Origin of the sequence: Mesorhizobium sp. M0207, from assembly GCF_040321995.1 — a bacterium.
GTDB lineage: Bacteria > Pseudomonadota > Alphaproteobacteria > Rhizobiales > Rhizobiaceae > Mesorhizobium.
Genome location: NZ_JAMYSQ010000027.1, coordinates 1 through 17,327 on the forward strand (window position 1 = coordinate 1; position 17,327 = coordinate 17,327).

Below are 17,327 nucleotides of genomic sequence, written 5' to 3' on the forward strand. Positions count from 1 at the left end.
CATCCTTGGCTGAACCCATGCCCCTGCCACCGGCGACACTATGCCCGGCAATTGGCGAAGGTTGTGGCCAGTTCGAAGGATTAAACCATTCGTGCTAAGCGTTAATAGCTTCTAGCCATAGGAGAGGACGCCAACGTGGACAAACGGGCTGAAGGAGACGCGGAGAAATTGGCTCGAGGCGAGTTCGAGCTCAGAGCCGAACGATATGGCGTGAACGCCTTTCTTCTCGTTGTCGAACTCGTAAATCTGCTGGAAAAGCGCGGAACGATCAGCAGCGACGACGTCGCCAAAATAGCCGAGGCCGCCGCACTTGCCGTTGCCGCATCCAGCGAACCCGACGTGAACAGCATCAATCTGTTGCAGGCCATCGCTGCCGCACGCCGGCCCAAATAGGCTTATATCAAATCCGCCAGCAATCGGCGCCAACCGAGGCGTGGACTACCGAGATCAAAGGGACGGATGCGGAGGGCAAGCGTGTCGAGGACAACGCGTGAACAGTCGCTCCCGATTTATTCCTGGCCTTTTCTGTACTCAATCTCTGAAACCACCCACCCTGCCGGTTGCCGCCACCGATGCACATGCCAGCGTGCCAATGCGCACGACCCAGTGCGCTGGTGCGGCGAAGCTTGCGCAGCTACCGCGTGCTCATGCACCGCAGCCTAAGCCTGATGTTGATTACTCAGCCGGTTGAGTTCAGCAGGTACAAACGTCCGCTTGTAGAATGTCCTTCTTGCCCATTAATGCAGACGCTCTACCTCGTCCCGATGATTTGGGCTGCCGCTGGAAGGTTCTGCGATGCCGGCGAAGTCGCCAATCCACCGCCGATGCACGACCTGGTCATTCTGCGGCTGGTCAAAGAAACGGGGATCACCGTCGAACAGGCGCGCGATCTCATCAACCTATTGGGCAACCTCAACTGGGACTCGCTCTTGCGAGAAGCCCGATTCCTTACCAGCGCCGCTGAGGCGATAGGCACTCAGTCACGGATATTGAAATATTGAAAGCGCGACAAAATCCGCTAATCTCAACTGCGGTCGCCTTTGCTTGCCACGGGGTGACCACCTAGCCTAACCCCGCTCCGGCCAAAGCGTCCCCCGCCCTCGCCCCAACGCCGGAGCGGGGCTTTGGTTACCCTGGGCCTTGTCATGCGCATCGTGGTCCTTGCCACGATGGCCAGTAGCCACGGTGTCGGTGCGGTACTTCATTGTCGCTCAACGTCGCCGCATGTCCCTTCAAAGCGACGCGCTTGTTCACTCGATGACCTTCACGATCCTGCGTGTGCCTGGATCGACCAGGACGGTCTGGTTGTCGACGACGACGTAGCGGTATTTGACGTTGGGGACTTCATGAAGCTCGACGGTATCGGGCAGGGTCGAGCCGACATTGAGCTCCACGCCGGGGAGCTGGACGGACGCCAGAGGCTGCTTTTTCACATACTCGCGTACGATCGTCTCCTGCTGCGGTTCGATGACCACATCCTGGGCGGCAGCGGCGCCAATACCCGCAAGCAGCAAAAACCCAGCCGCGGCTGTGGAAAGATGCATTCTCATGATTGTCTCCTTTCGTCGTGAGCCACCTCTGCGCTGCGCTGCGTCATGCCGTTCGCAGCGGGTGACTAGGCCGGTAACGCTATCGGGTGGAGCTAGTTCCGCCGATCGGATCGCTTGCCGTTTCGCTCCATTAGTTTGGAACAAACTTTTTTAGCCGCAGTTTTGCGGGGTGAAGGGAAGCATTTTCCAAGGAGATCTCTCATGAAAGGCGTTCTGATCACCAGCATGTTAGCAATCAGCGTCAGCTGCGGGGCCGCACTTGCCCAGACGCAGCAGTCGACCGACGACCAGTCCGGCGCCAATTGTGCAGCCGGCACTGCCAATTGCCAGAACGGCGCCAAGATGGGCGAGCAGGCTCAGGGCAAGGCCGCCACCACCACTGATCAACAGGCGCAGGGCAAACCGAAGCTGAAGACCGGCGAGCAGGCACAGGGCAATGCTGGCGCTACGACTGACCAGCAAGCCCAAGGCAAACCGAAGCTGAAGACCGATCAGCAAGCCCAAGGCAAGGCTGGCGCCACCACTGACCAGCAGGCCACGGGCAACACGAAGATGACGACCGAGGAGCAAGCCCAGGGCAAGGCTGGAACCACCACCACCGAGCAGGCTCAGGGCAGCTCCAAGATAAAGCCCAATCAGCAGGCTCAGGGCAAGGCTGGAACCACCACAACCACCGAGCAAGCTCAGGGCAAGGCTGGCGCCACGACTGAACAACAGGCCACGGGCAGCACCAAGATGAAGACCGACGAGCAGGCTCAGGGCAAGGCCGGGACCACGACCACCGAGCAGACCCAAGGCAATGCCTCGACGCGGACGCAGGACCAGAGTTCGACCGCTTCCATCAGCAATGTGACCGTTGAGCAGAAGACAGAGATCACTCAGGTCATCAAGGAAACGAACGTCCAACCCGTTTCCAATGTCGATTTCGACATCTCCGTCGGCGTCGAGGTTCCGCGAAAGAAGGTCCGGCTGCATCGTCTGCCGGCGCGCATCGTCAAGATCGTTCCGGCTTATGAAAATTACGAGTATTTCGTGCTCGCTGACGGCCGGATCGTCATCGTCGACCCGAATACCTACAAGATCGTGATTATCCTGACCTAGTCGTGGCCAGACGGTCTACCGTGGGTTGATTCACCAAAAAAGCCCGCCGCGCAGCTCGGGCGGCGGGCTTTTCCGTACCCAGCTCCAGCGTCTGCAAATCGCAAATCAAGGTCCGTCCTCGGGGCGAGGAGTGAGCACGGTATGATCGATGGTGTCGGGCAGGCAGGGACTGGGCAGGCAGCTTGTTCGGACTGACGCGGTGGTCATGGCATCGATATCCGTGACCAGCACCATTCTCGCGTAGTGCCGCGGCCACAGCGGCTCTCCAAACAGGACGAAGACGCCGCCAATCATCAGCGTCACCAACAAGAGTGCCGTTGCGTTTGCAAATATCTCGCCGTAGCGCATGGTAACCTGTCCTGGCCGGAAATCGATTCAGCCTGTGACAGCGGCAATCGGGACGGTGCCGAAACCCAGCTCTACTGCCCTTGGCGCCTCGCGAATGCCCCCTCCCGTTGGATCCTCTCGGGAATAAGCCAGGTGAATAACGGCACTCTCGGTACTTTGTTCCCGGGTCCCGGCGACAGCCGCTCCCTTCATGCCGGACGTTTCCGTTTGCGAAGCCGCTGGCGGTCGTCGCCATTGATGCGCGGCAGCGAGATCCTTGACGTGACGTTCGTGCATCTGCAGCACTGGCAGCGTCTTTTTGGCAACTCCTTCATTTCAGCCGGATCGTCGCCGGAATTTGCGTAAGCGGAAAACAGCGCCACCGCTTCCTTATGCGCCTGGGTCTGCATGTCGATATATTTCGATTGGAAGCTGTCACCACTGGCCTCCTTGAGTTGGTCGGAGAGCGCGCGAAGCTTCCGTGGAGATCGTTCGCCAGTCTCAGAACTGCCTGACGTCTCAGGACCCGCCACTCATCGAGCGCGCCGCCGGCGACTACGGCTGGGCGGCGGTCCACCGCCATCAATATAGCGATTGGCCGTACCGCGCCGGCGGAGCTTCTGGATAGCCAGGACCCGCAATGCGCAGCCCTTGTCCGGGCTCTGAACAGAGCCGGCGAGGATGCGTGAGGACCGGCTGCGTGGGTGAGATGTCCGAGCCATCCCAGCGTTGACGCCGATCCCGGGGCCGTTCGGCACGGTGTTCGGCAGCGGGCTCGCGCTGGTCCCGCTCCAGATCGTCGCGGGCAGCCGGAGGGTCTGGTTGCCCGCCATCATCAGAGAGCGCCAGTTTTCGCCTGTGGCGTTCGGTCTTATGGTCCGTCATTCGGTGCCGATGATCAGCCGGGTGGAGAAAGTGGTGCGCACCGGTCGGCTGCAGATCCTGACGGGCCCGACGGTGCAGACCCGCTCGGCGTTCCGATCTTCCTGCTCGCTGTCGTTATCGCCCTGCTGATTCCCTTCGGCAATATCCTGCCGGTGCTCTCACTGGTAGTCTTGGCCGTCGCATTGATGGAATGCGACGGTCTCGTAACCCTGATTGGACTGCTGCTCGCCTCGACGTCGTTTGTCGCGACTGCGGCTCTGCTTGTTGTTGTGGCATCAGCGGTCCCGACGTCCTAAGCGCGGGATTGCGAGATCACGGGCGCGTCGTCAGGCATTGAGTCCGAGACCCGCCGCTCACTGACGGCCCAGGCCTGCTCTTCGACATTTTCATCTGCCTCAAGTCTGCGCCGCAACTCCCTTATCACGGGGTGCACTGGAGGTGCGAACCAAAGGATTGCTATGGAATTTAGAGAAGGACTTCCTCTGCGACCAGCTTCCGGTCGGGAGCTGGTAAACTTTTTGACCATCGGCCCTAAACAGAGGACCGTAACATCCCCATCTCCTCGGCTGCGCCGCGGTCGCGGTGAGGGATAGGCGCCCAGCCTGGTTCGGTTTCGCCGTTGCGGAGCCACGGAAACGGCAGATTCCCTCACGTTGGCGGTGCGGCGGTGGAACGGGGCGACCGAGAACCGCTGTTGCCGTTAAATCTCAGTCTTCGCTGCAGGCCAACGCGATCAACGTCCACACATATTTCTGAAAGTCTCAGGCTTTAGCAGCCTTCCGCCCGTAGCGATCGCACCATTCGCACGACGACGGGATCGTAGGCGATTTTTTCGGATCTGCTGTAGTTCATTATAAAGAGCGCCGCACCGTCATTGCAGACGGCAATGACGCGTACGTAGCGGATTTGCCCGTCCCTGATACCGGAATAACTGGCCCACGTCGGCTTAACGCGCCGATAGGTCACTTTCCAGCCCGCCTTTTCATCCTCGACAATTCGATGCTCTATTTCGGCGCGGAAACTGGCCTTTCCGAGCCTTGCGCCCCAAACAGCAAGAAAGGCCTCGTTTTTGCCCTGAAAAGCTGCTCCCTGGTCGGAACGCTGAGTTAAAACAAAGCCGGGGGGCGCATCGAATACAAAGCCAAACTGCTTAATGCCGAAGGGCTGCCACTCTTGCGCATAAAGAAGCGTGGTGGAAAATAACAACGAGACGAAGCTAAGCAGCAAGCGGAACATGGCGCTTAATTAGGGTCGAGTAATATACCGTCCATACCCTGCCGGAGTTTTTTGCCAAGCCGACCTAGCATCGGCAAGCTGGCTTAGTCGCAGACGCCGGCGGCGCCGCTCGACACGGCTGCTTAACCCGACTTGGCTCCAAACTCGTACTCGGGCGATCACCTTGGCCCGATGAGGCGCCGTTAGTGAGCTGCCGCTGGCCAGCGCCGCCGCACGCAATCGATGGCAAGATTTTGTGGCCGCAGTTGGTCGGCAATCCAAGGCTTACGAATCCTCGCGTCCAATCCCTGTGCAGATTCCCACTGGAACCAATGCGACCGGGTCCGGTTAACAATCGAAGGGGCCCCTCGGATCTTGAATGATGGTCGATCTTTTGAACATCGAGCTGCCTAAAGCCAGGCAGCGCGTGAAACGAGCGGAGCTGTCTCTCCAGGGTGCGACCGAAATGCTGGACAAAGACTGCGGCGTCGGCATTAACATCGCGCTGTGCGACAGGATTAGGTCTGCACAACGTCGACTGGCCGAGGCCAGAGAACGTCTGGTCAAGATAGATTCCACCTGCACGGACTGCGGTCTGACGCTGAACATCCGGCCGCTTGGCGGAGCATCGCAACAGCCGCAAATTTCCGCGCGATGCGCGATCAGGGCCACTGGTATTCCAGAGCTTCCATGCGTCCACAAACCGACGGTTGGAGCGTAAAGGACGAACTCGGCACCGAAATGTCAGGTCGTCCCCCGGTCGCTACCGGCAGCAACAAGGTGGTACCGGAAGTTGTTGCCGATGCGTCGTCGAAATAGCGACCCTGGCGGATGCGGCCCGGAACGCGGCAAAGGTCTCCGGCGGAACGCTGTCAAACTCGGTATGCCTTGGCGCTGGCTACAAACCAGACCGAGAGGATTCTTCTTTCCGGATCAGACCCCGTTTTGCGTATGGAGGTGGAGGGCATGACGGCAACTCGGGTCGAGACGGTCAACGAGCGGAGAGGCAGTCGCGTTCCTTGTCTCCGTCCCTCAGCAATCGGCGCAAACGCCGAACATGGAGCTGGCGCTCCTGCGAGGAAGCGGAAAGAGATCGGAGGGTCGTCTGCGGATGCTGCAGCCGCCCACGCGCCCGCTCAAGGCTTAGTTTCTTCCTGGGGAGGAGCTTGTGGGTCAGGACAATCAGGGACGACGGAGTGGTACGCTTCGTTGTGGCAGAACGACCGCTTGATCGCAGCCACCTGGAAGAGCGTCGAAATCGCAATCATCACCAATATCATCTGTCTCGTGCTTGGTTCGGTCTCACCTTGATTGTCGCCGCGCACGCCGCGGCGCGTTGGAGGATGTCATTGGGATTCCTGTGTGAAAAGATCCGGGTAGGATTGCCGATTGGGCCTGTGCGCCCATAGTCACGGCATGAAGGCGGAGTATGTTGAACTGGTTTTGTTGGAGCAATCACTTGCCAATACAGGCGGTATGAATCGGGCGTTTTCCGACCGAGTGGATGACATCGCGGAGAAAACTGGCGGATCTGTCTTGTTCGACGTTCGCGTGGACGGCGATTCTCGTATTCAGAGGATGGCGGCGATTGGGTACGGCGCAAACGACACCGTGGTAGCAATCATGATGGATAAAAACGGACAACTTAGATCCGCGCCGGTGGACGCAGACAACGACTTTCTGGTGGCCGAACTAACCGTGTGGAGTTCGCTGCCGATGGCCGAGCAGGCCTCTGCCAACTACCACGGCGCGGCAGAGAGCTTGCTTGCGAAGCTTCGCAAATCGGGCCGTTTCGACCGGTCTACCTGATCTTTCTCAAAGTCGGATGGCGGTGGCGTGATGGCGAGACACACGGTAGCGCGTCGTGTGGGTCATGTCCCACGAGTCTGAATGTCCCACGAGTCTGAACCAAAAAGAATGTTTGATATCAAGCTCTTTACCGCGTCGGTGGCCCGCAAGGGCGAATTGGGACCTACAAGTTCAGCAATGATGGGCAAATTGTCCGCGTCGGTCTGAACGGGTCGACGGCACATGGACGATGCCGTCCGAATCGGTGACATAGCGCTCGCAGCGAGCCCGGATTGACCAGTTCGAGGTATGCGGGCTGATACGAGGCATCGATCACCCGCTGCAGGGTCAGATCGCTAGCGAGCGTCGCGCCGTACACGGTGGAGGCCAAGCCCGTGGCTGTGCCAAGCCCCCGTGGGCACGCTGGGGAAGCATGCCGTAGGGGCCGTCAATATAGGCGCTGCCGCGTGGCGCGCCGCTGCGATCGTGCCTGCTGGCAGGTATAGCTGCCTGCCGTCGCATAGGCCGTGGAGCCTGCATCGTCACCGTATCCAGCCATGCCGATCCTCACTTTGCAACATTCAGGTTCCGCCCACGTTGAGTTCGGCTCAGGCTGCGAGGAAAACACCTGGATGACCTACCGGCAGGCGCAGGACTTCGGTGGTCAAGCCCGTAAGGGCGAAAAAGGCACCCTCGTCGTCAAATATGGCACGTTCACGCCGAAGCATCACGACGATGACGAAGACCGCGCGATTCCATATCTGAAGGGCTACACCGTCTTCAATATTGAGCAGATCGAGAACATACCGGATCGCTTCTTCAGCCCCGCCGAGGAGCTCTCGGCAATCCGGCTCCGCACATCGAGGCCCTCGGGAGCTTCGTCCAGAACATCGGCGCAAGCGTCAGCTACGGTGGTGCCAAAGCTTGCTACCGGCCCAGCATCAACGACATCCTCATGCCTGACCGCGGGCGTTTCGACAGCGAGGTTCACCTTTACTCGACTTTGCTAGACGAGGTTTCGCATTGGTCCGGCGCAAAGCATCGCCTGGACCGCGATCTGACGGGCAGGTTCGGCAGTGAAGGCTACGCCGTGGAGGAGCTTGTTGCGGAGCTCGCGGCATCGTTCCTGTGTGCCGACCTGGGCGTGGCGCATGATCCACGCGACAACACAGCCGCCTATCTGGCGAGCTGGCTCGCCGTCCTTAAGAGTGACAAGAGAGCCATCATCACGGCCGCTGCGAAGGCGCAGGCCGCTGCCGAGGATCTCACAATGCTGCAGCCGGCCGTCGGACTGGAAGCCGCGTAATGAGATGGGGTGTCCGGAGGCCGGCGGTGGACTTCGGCGCCATCATAGCAATCGATCCTTCATCGTTCCACCTGGCGCCATTTGGTTGTCCGCGGACAACCACTGCTCTTTCTGAGGTGTTCTCCTGCATTCCCTGTGAGTTGTCCGCGGACAACTAAGCTCGAAACGGCATCAGGGTTAAGCATTTGTAAATTCGTAACGAAAAGGGTCTTATTGTGACTGCGCAGTTTATCGCATCTTAGCGCTAATTGCGCAGTTCGAGGGCCAAGGATGTTGCAGCCAAAATTGGCGGCGGCCCTGAGCGCGTTTGAGGCTGGTGCACGGCATTTGCCGGCGGCGTTTCCTCCAAAACAACTCCATACTCGGCGATCACGCATCCTCTGGGACCACGAGCAAATCCCTTGAGCCTGACTGAACCGACACTTGACAAATCGGCGGCCGTCCGACACGTTCTTAACAAAAGGCACAACAAACTTACAAAAGTTCAAGTTGGCACAATCTGGCCGATAGGGAGAAGGCCGATGCGTCTGTGTGACCGAGCGGAGATTTGCGCGTGAGCACGGTGACCGTGACCCGCGAAGCGCCCAGATGGGCCCTTCCCCGGTTCATGACGGCCGAGCATCCTTTCCCCTGGCTCGCGCCGATCACGGTGATGCTTCTCGTTTTCGGCATCTATCCCCTCGCCTATTCGGTCTGGCTGTCGCTTCACAAACGCAATGTCGTTTCCCGTCAGCTCGACTTCGCCGGGCTCCACCAATGGACGCGCGCCTTCTCGGATGCGCGTATGTGGCATTCGCTGGAAACCACGCTGATCTACACCTTCGTCGCGCTTGCGGTTCAGCTTGCGCTCGGCATCCTCATCGCGCTTCTGCTTGACACCGATCGCAAAGGTTACGGCGTGCTGCGGGCGCTGATGACACTGCCGCTGGTGGTGCCGCCTGCGGTGACCGGAATGATGTTCCTGCTGATGCAGGACGGCTCTTTCGGCGTCCTGTCGTTCTACCTCTATGCCCTCGACCTGATCTCGCCGGCACAGCCGATCCTGACGCAGCCCGGAACCGCATTGGCGGCGATCCTGCTGGCGGACATATGGCAATGGACGCCGTTCATGGTGCTCATCATCCTGGCAGGGCTCAGGGCGCTGCCGAAGGAACCTTTCGAGGCAGCCGCGATCGACGGTGCCAACGGCATCCAGACGTTCTTGCGGCTCACATTGCCGATGCTGCGCAAGGTGATAGCGGTCGCGGTGCTGATCCGCGGCGTCGATCTCTTTCGCATCTACGACTACGTCTACATCATCACCGCCGGCGGGCCAGGCACGGCCACCGAGACGCTTTCGTTCTACGCTGGCCGTATCTACTTCACCGGAGACTTCCCCTATGCCGCGACCCTGTCGCTGATCGTGCTCGTCGTCTTGATCGTCGTGTCGAATCTCTTCGTCAGGCTGTTCAAGGTGAGGTTCTGATGGAGTCGTCGCGCGCCCAAACGATCGCCCGCGACGTGCTCGCCGTCCTGGTGGTGGCGATCTTCATGTTCCCCATCGCGTGGTGGGCGCTGTCGTCTATCAAACCCTATTCGGCGATCTTCGACCGCAGCGGACCGGTCTACGTCGGTTTCACACCGACGCCGGACAATTACCGCGTGACGTTGCTTGGCGTCTCACGCGTCGACATCGGCATGGAACAGGGCGGCGAGGCGGCCGGGGTGATCAAGGGTGGCGCCAGTTCATACGATTCCCGCCAGTCGTTGCTCGACAGCGCCATCATAGCCGTCGGATCTACGGCGCTGACGCTGGTGCTGGCCACCCTGGCCGCCTATTGCCTGTCGCGAATGCAGTTCAGCGGCCAGCAGTCCTTCCTGTTCTGGATTCTTTCGCAGCGCTTCATGCCGCCAATCGCGATCGTCATTCCAATCGTTTTCATGTTCCGCGATCTCGGCTTGCGCGATACCTATACGGGCCTCGTCCTCGTTCACAGTTTGATCAACCTGCCGCTGGCGGTTCTGCTTTTGAAGTCGTTCTTCGACGATGTTCCGCGCGAGGTTGATGAGGCGGCGCTTATTGACGGCGCGACGCGCTGGCAGACGTTCCGACGCGTGGTCCTTCCCATGGTCAAGGGCGGCATCGCTGCGACGGCCGTGCTGTGTTTCATCTTTTCGTGGACCGAGTTCCTGCTCTCACTGTTCCTGACAACGTCGATCCGCACTGTGCCGGTGAAGATCTCGACCTTTGTCACCTCGACCGCGACCGAGTGGGGCTACATCACAGCGCTCGGCACGTCCGCGATCATACCCAGCTTCATCTTTATCCTGCTGGTTCAACGGCATCTGGTCCGCGGCCTCACCCTCGGATCGCTGAAGGAGTGAGGCGCTGACGAGAAGAACGACGACAAAAACGCAATGGAGGAACGATCATGAGCTTCAGTGAACACGACAAGAAGACATTCGTAGCCGATACCTGCAATGACTTTACGGCGCGCCGGATAACCAAACGCGACTTCATGAGGAAGATGGCGCTCGCCGGTGTCGGCTTTTCCGCCTTCGGATCGGCCATGCTAGGTGGTGGCCGCACCAGTCGGGGGATGCTGGGCCTCGGGGTTGAAGAAGCCCGCGCCCAGGACGCCGATATGCTGAAGTGGCTGGCCGACGTCGGCAAACCATATGCCGGCACCAAAATCCGCTACACGTCGGAAGCGACGCCGCCAACGATTGTTGCCAACCAGCTTGTCGCGGGTGAATTCACCAAGGCAACCGGCATTGAGGTGGAAGTCGAGATCGTGCCGCTGGAGCAGGTTCTCGCCAAGGCGACGCAAGACGTACAGGGCCAGCTTGGCACCTATGACGTCTACTATCTCGACCAGTCCTGGATGGCGACATTTGCCCAGGATGTCGTCGATCCGCGCGAGTATTACGACCAGAACAAAGAACTGGCGATGCCGAACTTCGACTGGGACGATTTCTCCAAGCCGCTGGTCGACGGCATCGCCATGTACAACGGCAAACAGTGCGGAATTCCATTCGATATTCCGATCTTCATCCTGATGTACCGCAAGGATCTTTTCGACAAACACAACATTGCCCTGCCGACAGACCTCGACGCCTACCTCAAGGCCGTCCAGGCGCTTACAGAGGCAGAAAAGAGCAACGGCATCTTCGGCACCGCGTGCCAGGCGAAGTCCGGCCACTATTCGCTGGAATGCGACTGGACCTTCGCATTGTGGGGCCATGGCGGTTCTGTCTTCAACAAGGACAAGAAGTTTGTCGGCAATGACGAGCGCGGCGTGGCCGGGCTCAAATTCTATCAGGAGCTGGTCAAGAACTCGCCGCCGTCGGCGACGACTTGGACCTGGGACGGCCAAGGACAGGCCCTGACACAGGGACAAGCCGCCATGGCAATCACCTGGGGCGAGGATTTCCCCGGCTTCGATGCCAAGGATTCCAAGGTCAAAGGCCTGTTCGAGGCCCTGCCCGCGCCCAAGGAAGTTCCTGGTCGTCGCGCCGCTGCCGATTGCGGCTTCAACGAAATCCCGGCCGTCGGCCACCAGGGCGGCTCGACGATCTCGCTGTCGCAATATTCCAAGAACAAGGAAGCGGCATGGCTGTTCATGCAGTGGGTCTGCTCGAAGGATGTCATGGCGCGGGTATCGACGCTCGGCGGCGGCGCCTCGCCGATGCGCAATTCCTCTTTTACAGATCCTCGGGTCAAGGCGAAGGCTGTTGTCGGCCCCGGAACGACACGCCATTTCGACGCGATCAAATACACGATCGACAATCAGATGGGATCTGAGCCGGACATGCCGATCTGGGCGGATCTGTCGAACAACGACATTCCGGTTGAGCTCGGCAAGTTGCTTACGGGCCAAGACTATGGCGGCGATGCCAAGGCGTGCCTCGATGCCATTGCCGGCATTGTCGACGGCAAAGTCAAGGACGCCGGTCTTTAGCGGCTGGTCGGTGATTTGGGCGAAGGCGGCTTCGGCCGCCCTCGCCGTTTGGCAACGTGGCGGCAATGGTTCCTGATCTCGTCATCGGCATTGATTCCTCGACCTCGGCAACCAAGGCGATCGCCTGGGACCGCAATGGTCTGGCCGTGGCCGAAGGTCGTGCACCGCTTGCAATGTCCAACCCGCGTTCGGGCTATTTCGAGCAGGATCCGGCCGAGTGGTGGACCTCGACGGTCGCAGCGCTGCGCGCCGTGACGTCAACGGTTTCGCCGGCACGCATTGCCGCCCTCGCGATTGCCAACCAGCGCGAGAGCTTCGGACTTTTCGACGAGCAAGGCGAAGCGGTCGGGCCGGCGACGCTCTGGCTCGATGAGCGCGCCCGTGGCAAAGCACGCCGCTTCGGCGAGAGTTTCGGCGCGGCACGCGTCCACGCAATATCCGGCAAGCCGCTGGACGTCATTCCTTGCCTTTACCGCATGATCTGGTTCCGCGAGCAAGAGCCCGAGATTTTTGCCCGCGTGGAGCGGATGGCCGAAGTCCACGGCTATCTGGTCTTTCGCTTGAGCGGCCGGTGGGTGACGTCCACCGCATCCGCCGACCCGATGGGCATACTCGATATGCGGGCTATGGACTGGTCGAACGATATACTGGAGGCAGCGGGCGTCGCCCGGCGCATGATGCCGGATCTGGCGCGGCCCGGCACCGTTCTGGGCCAACTGACGTCGCAAGCGGCCATTTCGACGGGCCTGCGCGAGGGCACGCCGATCGTCGCCGGCGGCGGCGACGGTCAATGCGCCGGCACGGGCGCTGGTGTGTTGCAGCCGCGATGCGCTTACATCAACCTCGGCACGGCGGTCGTCTCCGGCAGCTTCGGCACGGACTACGTCCACGACCAGGCCTTCCGCACCGAAACGGCGGTCGCCGATAATGGCTACATCTACGAGACGTGCCTTCGCGCCGGCACTTTTCTTGTCGACTGGATGGCGCGCGAAATGCTTGGCGTCGATCTGCATGGCGCAAGCGATGCGCTGGAGGCGCTCGAGACCGAAGCCGCTGCCAGCCCGATCGGCGCAGGCGGCATAATGCTCCTGCCCTACTGGCAGGGCGTCATGGACCCGCACTGGGATAGTGCGGCCCGTGGTGTGATTGCCGGGCTTTCGGGCTCGAGCCGCCGCGGCGACATCTATCGCGCCGTGCTCGAAGGCATAGCGCTGCATCAGGCCGCGACAAGTCAGCGGGCGGCTGCGGCTGCCGCCCAGACCATCGACCAGTTCATAGCCATCGGCGGAGGAGCGAAGTCCGACCTGTGGATGCAGATTCTGGCGGATGCACTCGATCGTCCAATAAAGCGTTCGACGACCGTCGAAGCCTCCTCGCTAGGCGCGGCGATGGCGGCGGCAAAGGGGGTGGGCTGGTTTTCCACGATCGCCGAAGCGTCGCTCGCAATGGCCAGCGAGCCGGCCAAAACCTTCGAACCGGACACGAAACGGGCCGCGCTCTACGCCGAACTTCTTGCGATCCATGCTGATCTTTGGCCAACGCTTGCAGCCTGGAACCAACGCCTCGCGGCCTTCATGGAGGCCGATCATGGCTGAAGCGACCAACTGGAGCGCGTTGATCGAGGACGTTGTCGCTGGACGCTGGACAGATCCCAAGACAGGCGCGGCCGCGGTCCTGCCGTTCCAGACCATCGAATTGCTGGAGACGACGGAAGGCCGCGAGGCGGATCTCGTTGCGCCGCTGAAGCTAGGCAGCCGCATCGCCGTGGTCTCCGATATCAACACCGTCGATGTGATGGGCAGGCGCGTCGCGAAGGCGCTGCGTGCCATCGCCGACATCGACGAAATCGTGCTGCCTGACGGCCTCGACTGTGATGAGGCGACGATCCAGATGGTCAGGGAGAAGACACGTCACGCCGAAGGGGTCGTGGCCGTCGGGTCGGGCGTCCTCAATGACAGCTGCAAGCATGCAACCTTCCTCGACGAGCGACCCTATGCCGTCTTCGGCACGGCCGCCTCGATGAATGGCTACGGCGCCTCGACAGCGTCGGTGACCTTGGCCTCCGGGCTCAAGATCTCGCTGCCTTCACACGCGCCCCGGGGCATCTTCCTGGACCTTGGCGTGTCGGCCGCAGCGCCCGCCTGGCTCAGCGCCGCCGGGCTTGGCGACAGCCTCTGCCGCTCCACGGCCCAGATCGACTGGTGGGCTTCGCATCGGCTGTTCGACACTTACTATTCCGAGGTGCCCTACCTGCTGCAGGCGGGCGATGAGGAGCCGATGCTGGCCCATGCGCCTGGCCTTGCCAGGCATGACGTCACCGCTGTCGGGCATCTCCAGCGCGTCTTGACGCTGTGCTCGATGGGCGTGTGCTTTGCCGGCGTTTCCCATCCCGGGTCCATGGGAGAGCACCAGATTTCCCATTGGGTCGACATGTTCGCGGGAGAGCGTCATCCCGGCACCACGCACGGCCAGCAGGTCGGGGTTGCCTCGCTGGTCATGGCGCGTCTGCAAGCGCGGCTGCTGGACATGAAAGAGCCGCCGCAGGTGAAGCCGACCGCCATCGACGAAGCGGCGATGCTGGCCCGCTATGGCGCGCAGCTTGGACCACTTTGCATTGCCGAGATGAAGAAGACGGCACTCGACGCCAGCCAGTCGGAAATCTTCAACCGCAGGCTTGCGGAAATCTGGCCGGCGCTGCGCCAGGAGGTTCGGCCCATGGCAATGCCGGTCGCCCGCATGGAGGCAGCACTCAAGGCTGCGGGAGGGCCGGTCACCGGCGCGGAACTAGAGCTGCCGCGCGCGCTTTGGCACGACGCCATTCGCTATTCGCGAGAAATCCGCGGCCGATGGTCCTTTGTCAACCTGGCCGCCGATGCGGGACTCTTGGAAGAGTTTCTGGAGAGCGAATGGTGAGAGCGCATCCGATCGCCAATCGCTCGCATGGCGAAAATGAGATCCAACCGGCAAGGGCAATCGAAGGGTAGCAATTTATGGCGTCTGTCACCATCAGCAACATAAAGAAGGACTATGGCGCCCTCTCGATTATCGACGGACTCGATCTCTCGATCGAGGATGGCCAGTTCGTCGTTCTGCTGGGGCCGTCCGGCTGCGGCAAGTCCACTCTGTTGCGCATGATAGCCGGTCTCGAGCCCATCACGTCCGGTGAGATCGCCATAGGTGACAGGGTCGTCAACATGCTCCATCCCAAAGACCGCAATATCGCGATGGTCTTCCAGAATTACGCGCTTTACGCGCACATGACCGTCTTCGACAACATGGCCTTTTCCATGCAGTTGAAGAAGCGCCCCAACGAAGAAATCAAACAGAAGGTCGGGTGGGCGGCATCGATCCTCAACCTGACACCCTATCTGGAACGGTATCCCCGCCAGCTTTCGGGCGGCCAGCGGCAGCGCGTCGCCATGGGTCGCGCCATCGTGCGGGACCCAACTGTGTTCCTGTTCGACGAACCGCTGTCCAATCTCGATGCCAAGCTGCGGGTGCAGATGCGCACCGAAATCAAGGAGCTCCACCAGCGGCTGAAGACCACCACCGTCTATGTCACGCATGACCAGATCGAGGCCATGACCATGGCCGATGTCATCGTCATTATGCGCGACGGCCATATCGAGCAGATCGGGCGCCCGCTCGATGTCTACGATCGCCCGGCAAACCTCTTCGTCGCCTCCTTCATCGGCTCGCCCGCAATGAACATGTTCCATGGCGAGGTGGCTTCCGAGCGCGACGCCTGGGTGGTGCGGACCGACGAGCTATCCCTCCCGCTCCCGCCAGGGGCTGCGGTCCGGCCCGGCCAAAAGGTGATCTACGGCATTCGCCCCGAACATCTTCGACCAGTGGCCGACGGGCGCGGCATTCCAGCGAGGATTACGGTTGTCGAGCCGACTGGCCCCGAAATCCACATCTTTGCCAGCATGGGCAACACCGCGATCTGCTCGGTGCTGCATGACCGCATGGAGGTCTCTCCTGGAGCTGTGATCCATGTGGAGCCGGCGCCTGAGCGAATCCACCTGTTCGACGAAGGCAGCGGCGAGCGGCTGGACAAGGGAAGAAGCTGAATGGCGCGGATCGTTATCCTCGGCGCCGGCGTCATGGGCTCTGCCATGACGCTTCCGGCCGCTCACGCTGGTAACCGCATCACTCTTGTCGGGACCCATCTCGATGAGGAGATCGTCGGCTCCGTGGCCAGCACAAGTCATCACCCACGCCTCAACATCAATCTGCCTGATGTGGTAACCGCCTGTTCCTGGACCGAATTCGGGGCGGCGATGAACGATGGACCCGATCTGCTTGTACTCGGCGTCTCGTCGGCCGGCATTCCTTGGGCGATCGACCGCATTGCAGAAAGCATCAAGTCGCCCGTGCCGATACTGATGATTACGAAAGGGCTTGCGGCAAGCGACGAAGGCGTGGAAATCCTGCCACATCTGCTTGCCCGCGAGATCGAGCAACGCACTGGCTTGTCGGTCCCGGTGATGGCCGTCGGCGGACCGTGCATTGCCGGCGAACTGGCGGCGCAGCGCGACACCTCAGTGATCGTGGCCGGGCATGATCCCGACCAGGTGGCCGCGGCGTCCCGCATTCTGCGCGCGCCTTTCTATCATGCGCGATCGTCATCCGATCTCGTCGGCGTCGAGATCTGCGCCGCTTTCAAGAATTTCTACACACTCGCCGTTGGAGCTCCCGTCGGGCTGCTCGAGCGCGACGGCAAGGCGCCCAATGGCGCACTGATGCACAATCTTGCCTCGTCGCTATTCTCGCAGTCCCTCGCCGAGATGGCGATTCTGGTCGAAGCCCTGGGTGGAAAGGTCGAAACAGTGCTGGGGCTGGCCGGCTCCGGCGATCTTTACGTGACCTGCCAGGCGGGCCGTAACGGTCGCATGGGGCGCCTGCTCGGCCGCGGCCTGCCCTATTCCGTGGCGAAGCGCGAACATATGAGTTCAGACACGGTCGAGGGCGCGCAACTGGCGCTGGACCTTGGTCCGACTTTGAAGAATATGATGGCCCGGGGTGTACTTCCCCACGATCGCCTGCCGCTGACGAGCGCCATCATCGACGCAATTTGCCATGATGCTCCGCTGGTTTTGTCCTTCGACCGCTATCATCGAGGCTAGCGGAGCCGGGAAACTCGATTGATGCCTCATATCGATGAGCACATGGCTCCGCCGAGCCGGTCTGGACCCGCTGCCGCGGAGTGGA

At 60.9% G+C, this 17,327-nt stretch carries 16 protein-coding genes and 3 pseudogenes; 15 read left to right on the top strand and 4 right to left on the bottom strand.

Translation table 11 applies throughout. The features are described 5' to 3' along the window. Nucleotides 1–135 precede the first annotated feature (135 nt). Nucleotides 136–393 carry a hypothetical protein gene (locus NKJ15_RS26910; protein WP_031211977.1) on the top strand — a complete coding sequence of 86 codons (258 nt, stop codon included), beginning with the start codon at nucleotides 136–138 and terminating at the stop codon, nucleotides 391–393. A gap of 233 nt (nucleotides 394–626) precedes the next feature. Next, nucleotides 627–1,001: a hypothetical protein gene (locus NKJ15_RS26915; RefSeq protein WP_352818743.1), complete on the top strand. Its 375-nt coding sequence runs from the start codon at nucleotides 627–629 to the stop codon at nucleotides 999–1,001. A gap of 249 nt (nucleotides 1,002–1,250) precedes the next feature. Here NKJ15_RS26915 and NKJ15_RS26920 read toward each other — a convergent pair whose 3' ends face one another. After that, complete coding sequence (locus NKJ15_RS26920; RefSeq protein ID WP_352541859.1) at nucleotides 1,251–1,550, bottom strand: DUF1236 domain-containing protein; 300 nt, start codon at nucleotides 1,548–1,550, stop codon at nucleotides 1,251–1,253. A 201-nt stretch (nucleotides 1,551–1,751) separates the two neighbouring features. Between NKJ15_RS26920 and NKJ15_RS26925 the strand changes: the two genes are divergently transcribed. Beyond that, nucleotides 1,752–2,651, top strand: a complete 900-nt coding sequence (locus NKJ15_RS26925; protein ID WP_352818746.1) for a DUF1236 domain-containing protein — start codon at nucleotides 1,752–1,754, stop codon at nucleotides 2,649–2,651. Nucleotides 2,652–2,756: 105 nt separating this feature from the next. Here the strand turns inward: NKJ15_RS26925 and NKJ15_RS26930 are convergent, their stop codons facing one another. Next, complete coding sequence (locus tag NKJ15_RS26930; protein ID WP_352686328.1) at nucleotides 2,757–2,999, bottom strand: polymerase; 243 nt, start codon at nucleotides 2,997–2,999, stop codon at nucleotides 2,757–2,759. 188 nt (nucleotides 3,000–3,187) lie between these two features. Further along, nucleotides 3,188–3,511, bottom strand: coding sequence for a DUF4142 domain-containing protein (locus NKJ15_RS26935; protein ID WP_352541855.1), 324 nt, complete (start codon nucleotides 3,509–3,511; stop codon nucleotides 3,188–3,190). On the opposite strand from NKJ15_RS26935, the pseudogene NKJ15_RS33070 reads away from it, so the two are divergent. Both NKJ15_RS33070 and NKJ15_RS26940 read left to right on the top strand, forming a co-directional pair. Further along, nucleotides 3,460–3,667: pseudogene (locus NKJ15_RS33070) on the top strand (hypothetical protein); the annotation flags it as partial. The gene NKJ15_RS26935 and the pseudogene NKJ15_RS33070 sit on opposite strands and share 52 nt — an antisense overlap. 70 nt (nucleotides 3,668–3,737) lie before the next feature. Then, nucleotides 3,738–4,159, top strand: a pseudogene (locus NKJ15_RS26940) (exopolysaccharide biosynthesis protein). A 472-nt stretch (nucleotides 4,160–4,631) separates the two neighbouring features. On the opposite strand, the gene NKJ15_RS26945 reads toward NKJ15_RS26940, so the two are convergent. After that, complete coding sequence (locus tag NKJ15_RS26945) at nucleotides 4,632–5,099, bottom strand: hypothetical protein (RefSeq protein ID WP_352474337.1); 468 nt, start codon at nucleotides 5,097–5,099, stop codon at nucleotides 4,632–4,634. Between the two features lie 358 nt (nucleotides 5,100–5,457). On the opposite strand from NKJ15_RS26945, the gene NKJ15_RS26950 reads away from it, so the two are divergent. From NKJ15_RS26950 to NKJ15_RS26995, 10 genes and pseudogenes are all read left to right on the top strand, one after another. Beyond that, nucleotides 5,458–5,799 carry a hypothetical protein gene (locus NKJ15_RS26950; RefSeq protein WP_352818751.1) on the top strand — a complete coding sequence of 114 codons (342 nt, stop codon included), beginning with the start codon at nucleotides 5,458–5,460 and terminating at the stop codon, nucleotides 5,797–5,799. Between the two features lie 695 nt (nucleotides 5,800–6,494). Next, nucleotides 6,495–6,887, top strand: a complete 393-nt coding sequence (locus tag NKJ15_RS26955) for a hypothetical protein (protein WP_353016357.1) — start codon at nucleotides 6,495–6,497, stop codon at nucleotides 6,885–6,887. 587 nt (nucleotides 6,888–7,474) lie between these two features. Further along, nucleotides 7,475–8,172 (top strand): annotated as a pseudogene (locus tag NKJ15_RS26960) (ArdC family protein); the annotation flags it as partial. Nucleotides 8,173–8,725: 553 nt separating this feature from the next. Then, entirely contained in the window at nucleotides 8,726–9,637 is a 912-nt protein-coding gene (locus tag NKJ15_RS26965) for a carbohydrate ABC transporter permease (RefSeq protein WP_352474341.1), read from the top strand. Continuing rightward, complete coding sequence (locus tag NKJ15_RS26970; protein ID WP_352818755.1) at nucleotides 9,637–10,536, top strand: carbohydrate ABC transporter permease; 900 nt, start codon at nucleotides 9,637–9,639, stop codon at nucleotides 10,534–10,536. Before NKJ15_RS26965 ends, NKJ15_RS26970 begins: the two co-directional genes overlap by 1 nt. A gap of 47 nt (nucleotides 10,537–10,583) precedes the next feature. Next, a complete protein-coding gene (locus NKJ15_RS26975; protein WP_352541853.1) occupies nucleotides 10,584–12,113 on the top strand; it encodes an ABC transporter substrate-binding protein in 1,530 nt (509 codons plus the stop codon). A 65-nt stretch (nucleotides 12,114–12,178) separates the two neighbouring features. Further along, on the top strand, nucleotides 12,179–13,708 hold the full coding sequence (locus tag NKJ15_RS26980) for a xylulokinase (RefSeq protein WP_352541852.1): 1,530 nt from the start codon (nucleotides 12,179–12,181) through the stop codon (nucleotides 13,706–13,708). Beyond that, complete coding sequence (locus NKJ15_RS26985; RefSeq protein ID WP_352541851.1) at nucleotides 13,701–15,026, top strand: iron-containing alcohol dehydrogenase; 1,326 nt, start codon at nucleotides 13,701–13,703, stop codon at nucleotides 15,024–15,026. The genes NKJ15_RS26980 and NKJ15_RS26985 overlap by 8 nt, the downstream gene beginning before the upstream one ends. Before the next feature lie 77 nt (nucleotides 15,027–15,103). Then, complete coding sequence (locus tag NKJ15_RS26990) at nucleotides 15,104–16,186, top strand: ABC transporter ATP-binding protein (protein WP_352541850.1); 1,083 nt, start codon at nucleotides 15,104–15,106, stop codon at nucleotides 16,184–16,186. Continuing rightward, nucleotides 16,187–17,242 (top strand): hypothetical protein, encoded by a 1,056-nt coding sequence (locus tag NKJ15_RS26995; protein ID WP_352541849.1) that lies wholly within the window; start codon nucleotides 16,187–16,189, stop codon nucleotides 17,240–17,242. Nucleotides 17,243–17,327: the final 85 nt, after the last annotated feature.

Bases quoted from the DNA above. Each gene is read 5' to 3' on its own strand.
- NKJ15_RS26920 (WP_352541859.1), bottom strand. From the start codon at position 1,550: ATGAGAATGCATCTTTCCACAGCCGCGGCTGGGTTTTTGCTGCTTGCG.
- NKJ15_RS26925 (WP_352818746.1), top strand. From the start codon at position 1,752: ATGAAAGGCGTTCTGATCACCAGCATGTTAGCAATCAGCGTCAGCTGC.
- NKJ15_RS26930 (WP_352686328.1), bottom strand. From the start codon at position 2,999: ATGCGCTACGGCGAGATATTTGCAAACGCAACGGCACTCTTGTTGGTG.
- NKJ15_RS26945 (WP_352474337.1), bottom strand. From the start codon at position 5,099: ATGTTCCGCTTGCTGCTTAGCTTCGTCTCGTTGTTATTTTCCACCACG.
- NKJ15_RS26950 (WP_352818751.1), top strand. From the start codon at position 5,458: ATGATGGTCGATCTTTTGAACATCGAGCTGCCTAAAGCCAGGCAGCGC.
- NKJ15_RS26955 (WP_353016357.1), top strand. From the start codon at position 6,495: ATGAAGGCGGAGTATGTTGAACTGGTTTTGTTGGAGCAATCACTTGCC.
- NKJ15_RS26970 (WP_352818755.1), top strand. From the start codon at position 9,637: ATGGAGTCGTCGCGCGCCCAAACGATCGCCCGCGACGTGCTCGCCGTC.
- NKJ15_RS26975 (WP_352541853.1), top strand. From the start codon at position 10,584: ATGAGCTTCAGTGAACACGACAAGAAGACATTCGTAGCCGATACCTGC.
- NKJ15_RS26980 (WP_352541852.1), top strand. From the start codon at position 12,179: ATGGTTCCTGATCTCGTCATCGGCATTGATTCCTCGACCTCGGCAACC.
- NKJ15_RS26985 (WP_352541851.1), top strand. From the start codon at position 13,701: ATGGCTGAAGCGACCAACTGGAGCGCGTTGATCGAGGACGTTGTCGCT.
- NKJ15_RS26990 (WP_352541850.1), top strand. From the start codon at position 15,104: ATGGCGTCTGTCACCATCAGCAACATAAAGAAGGACTATGGCGCCCTC.
- NKJ15_RS26995 (WP_352541849.1), top strand. From the start codon at position 16,187: ATGGCGCGGATCGTTATCCTCGGCGCCGGCGTCATGGGCTCTGCCATG.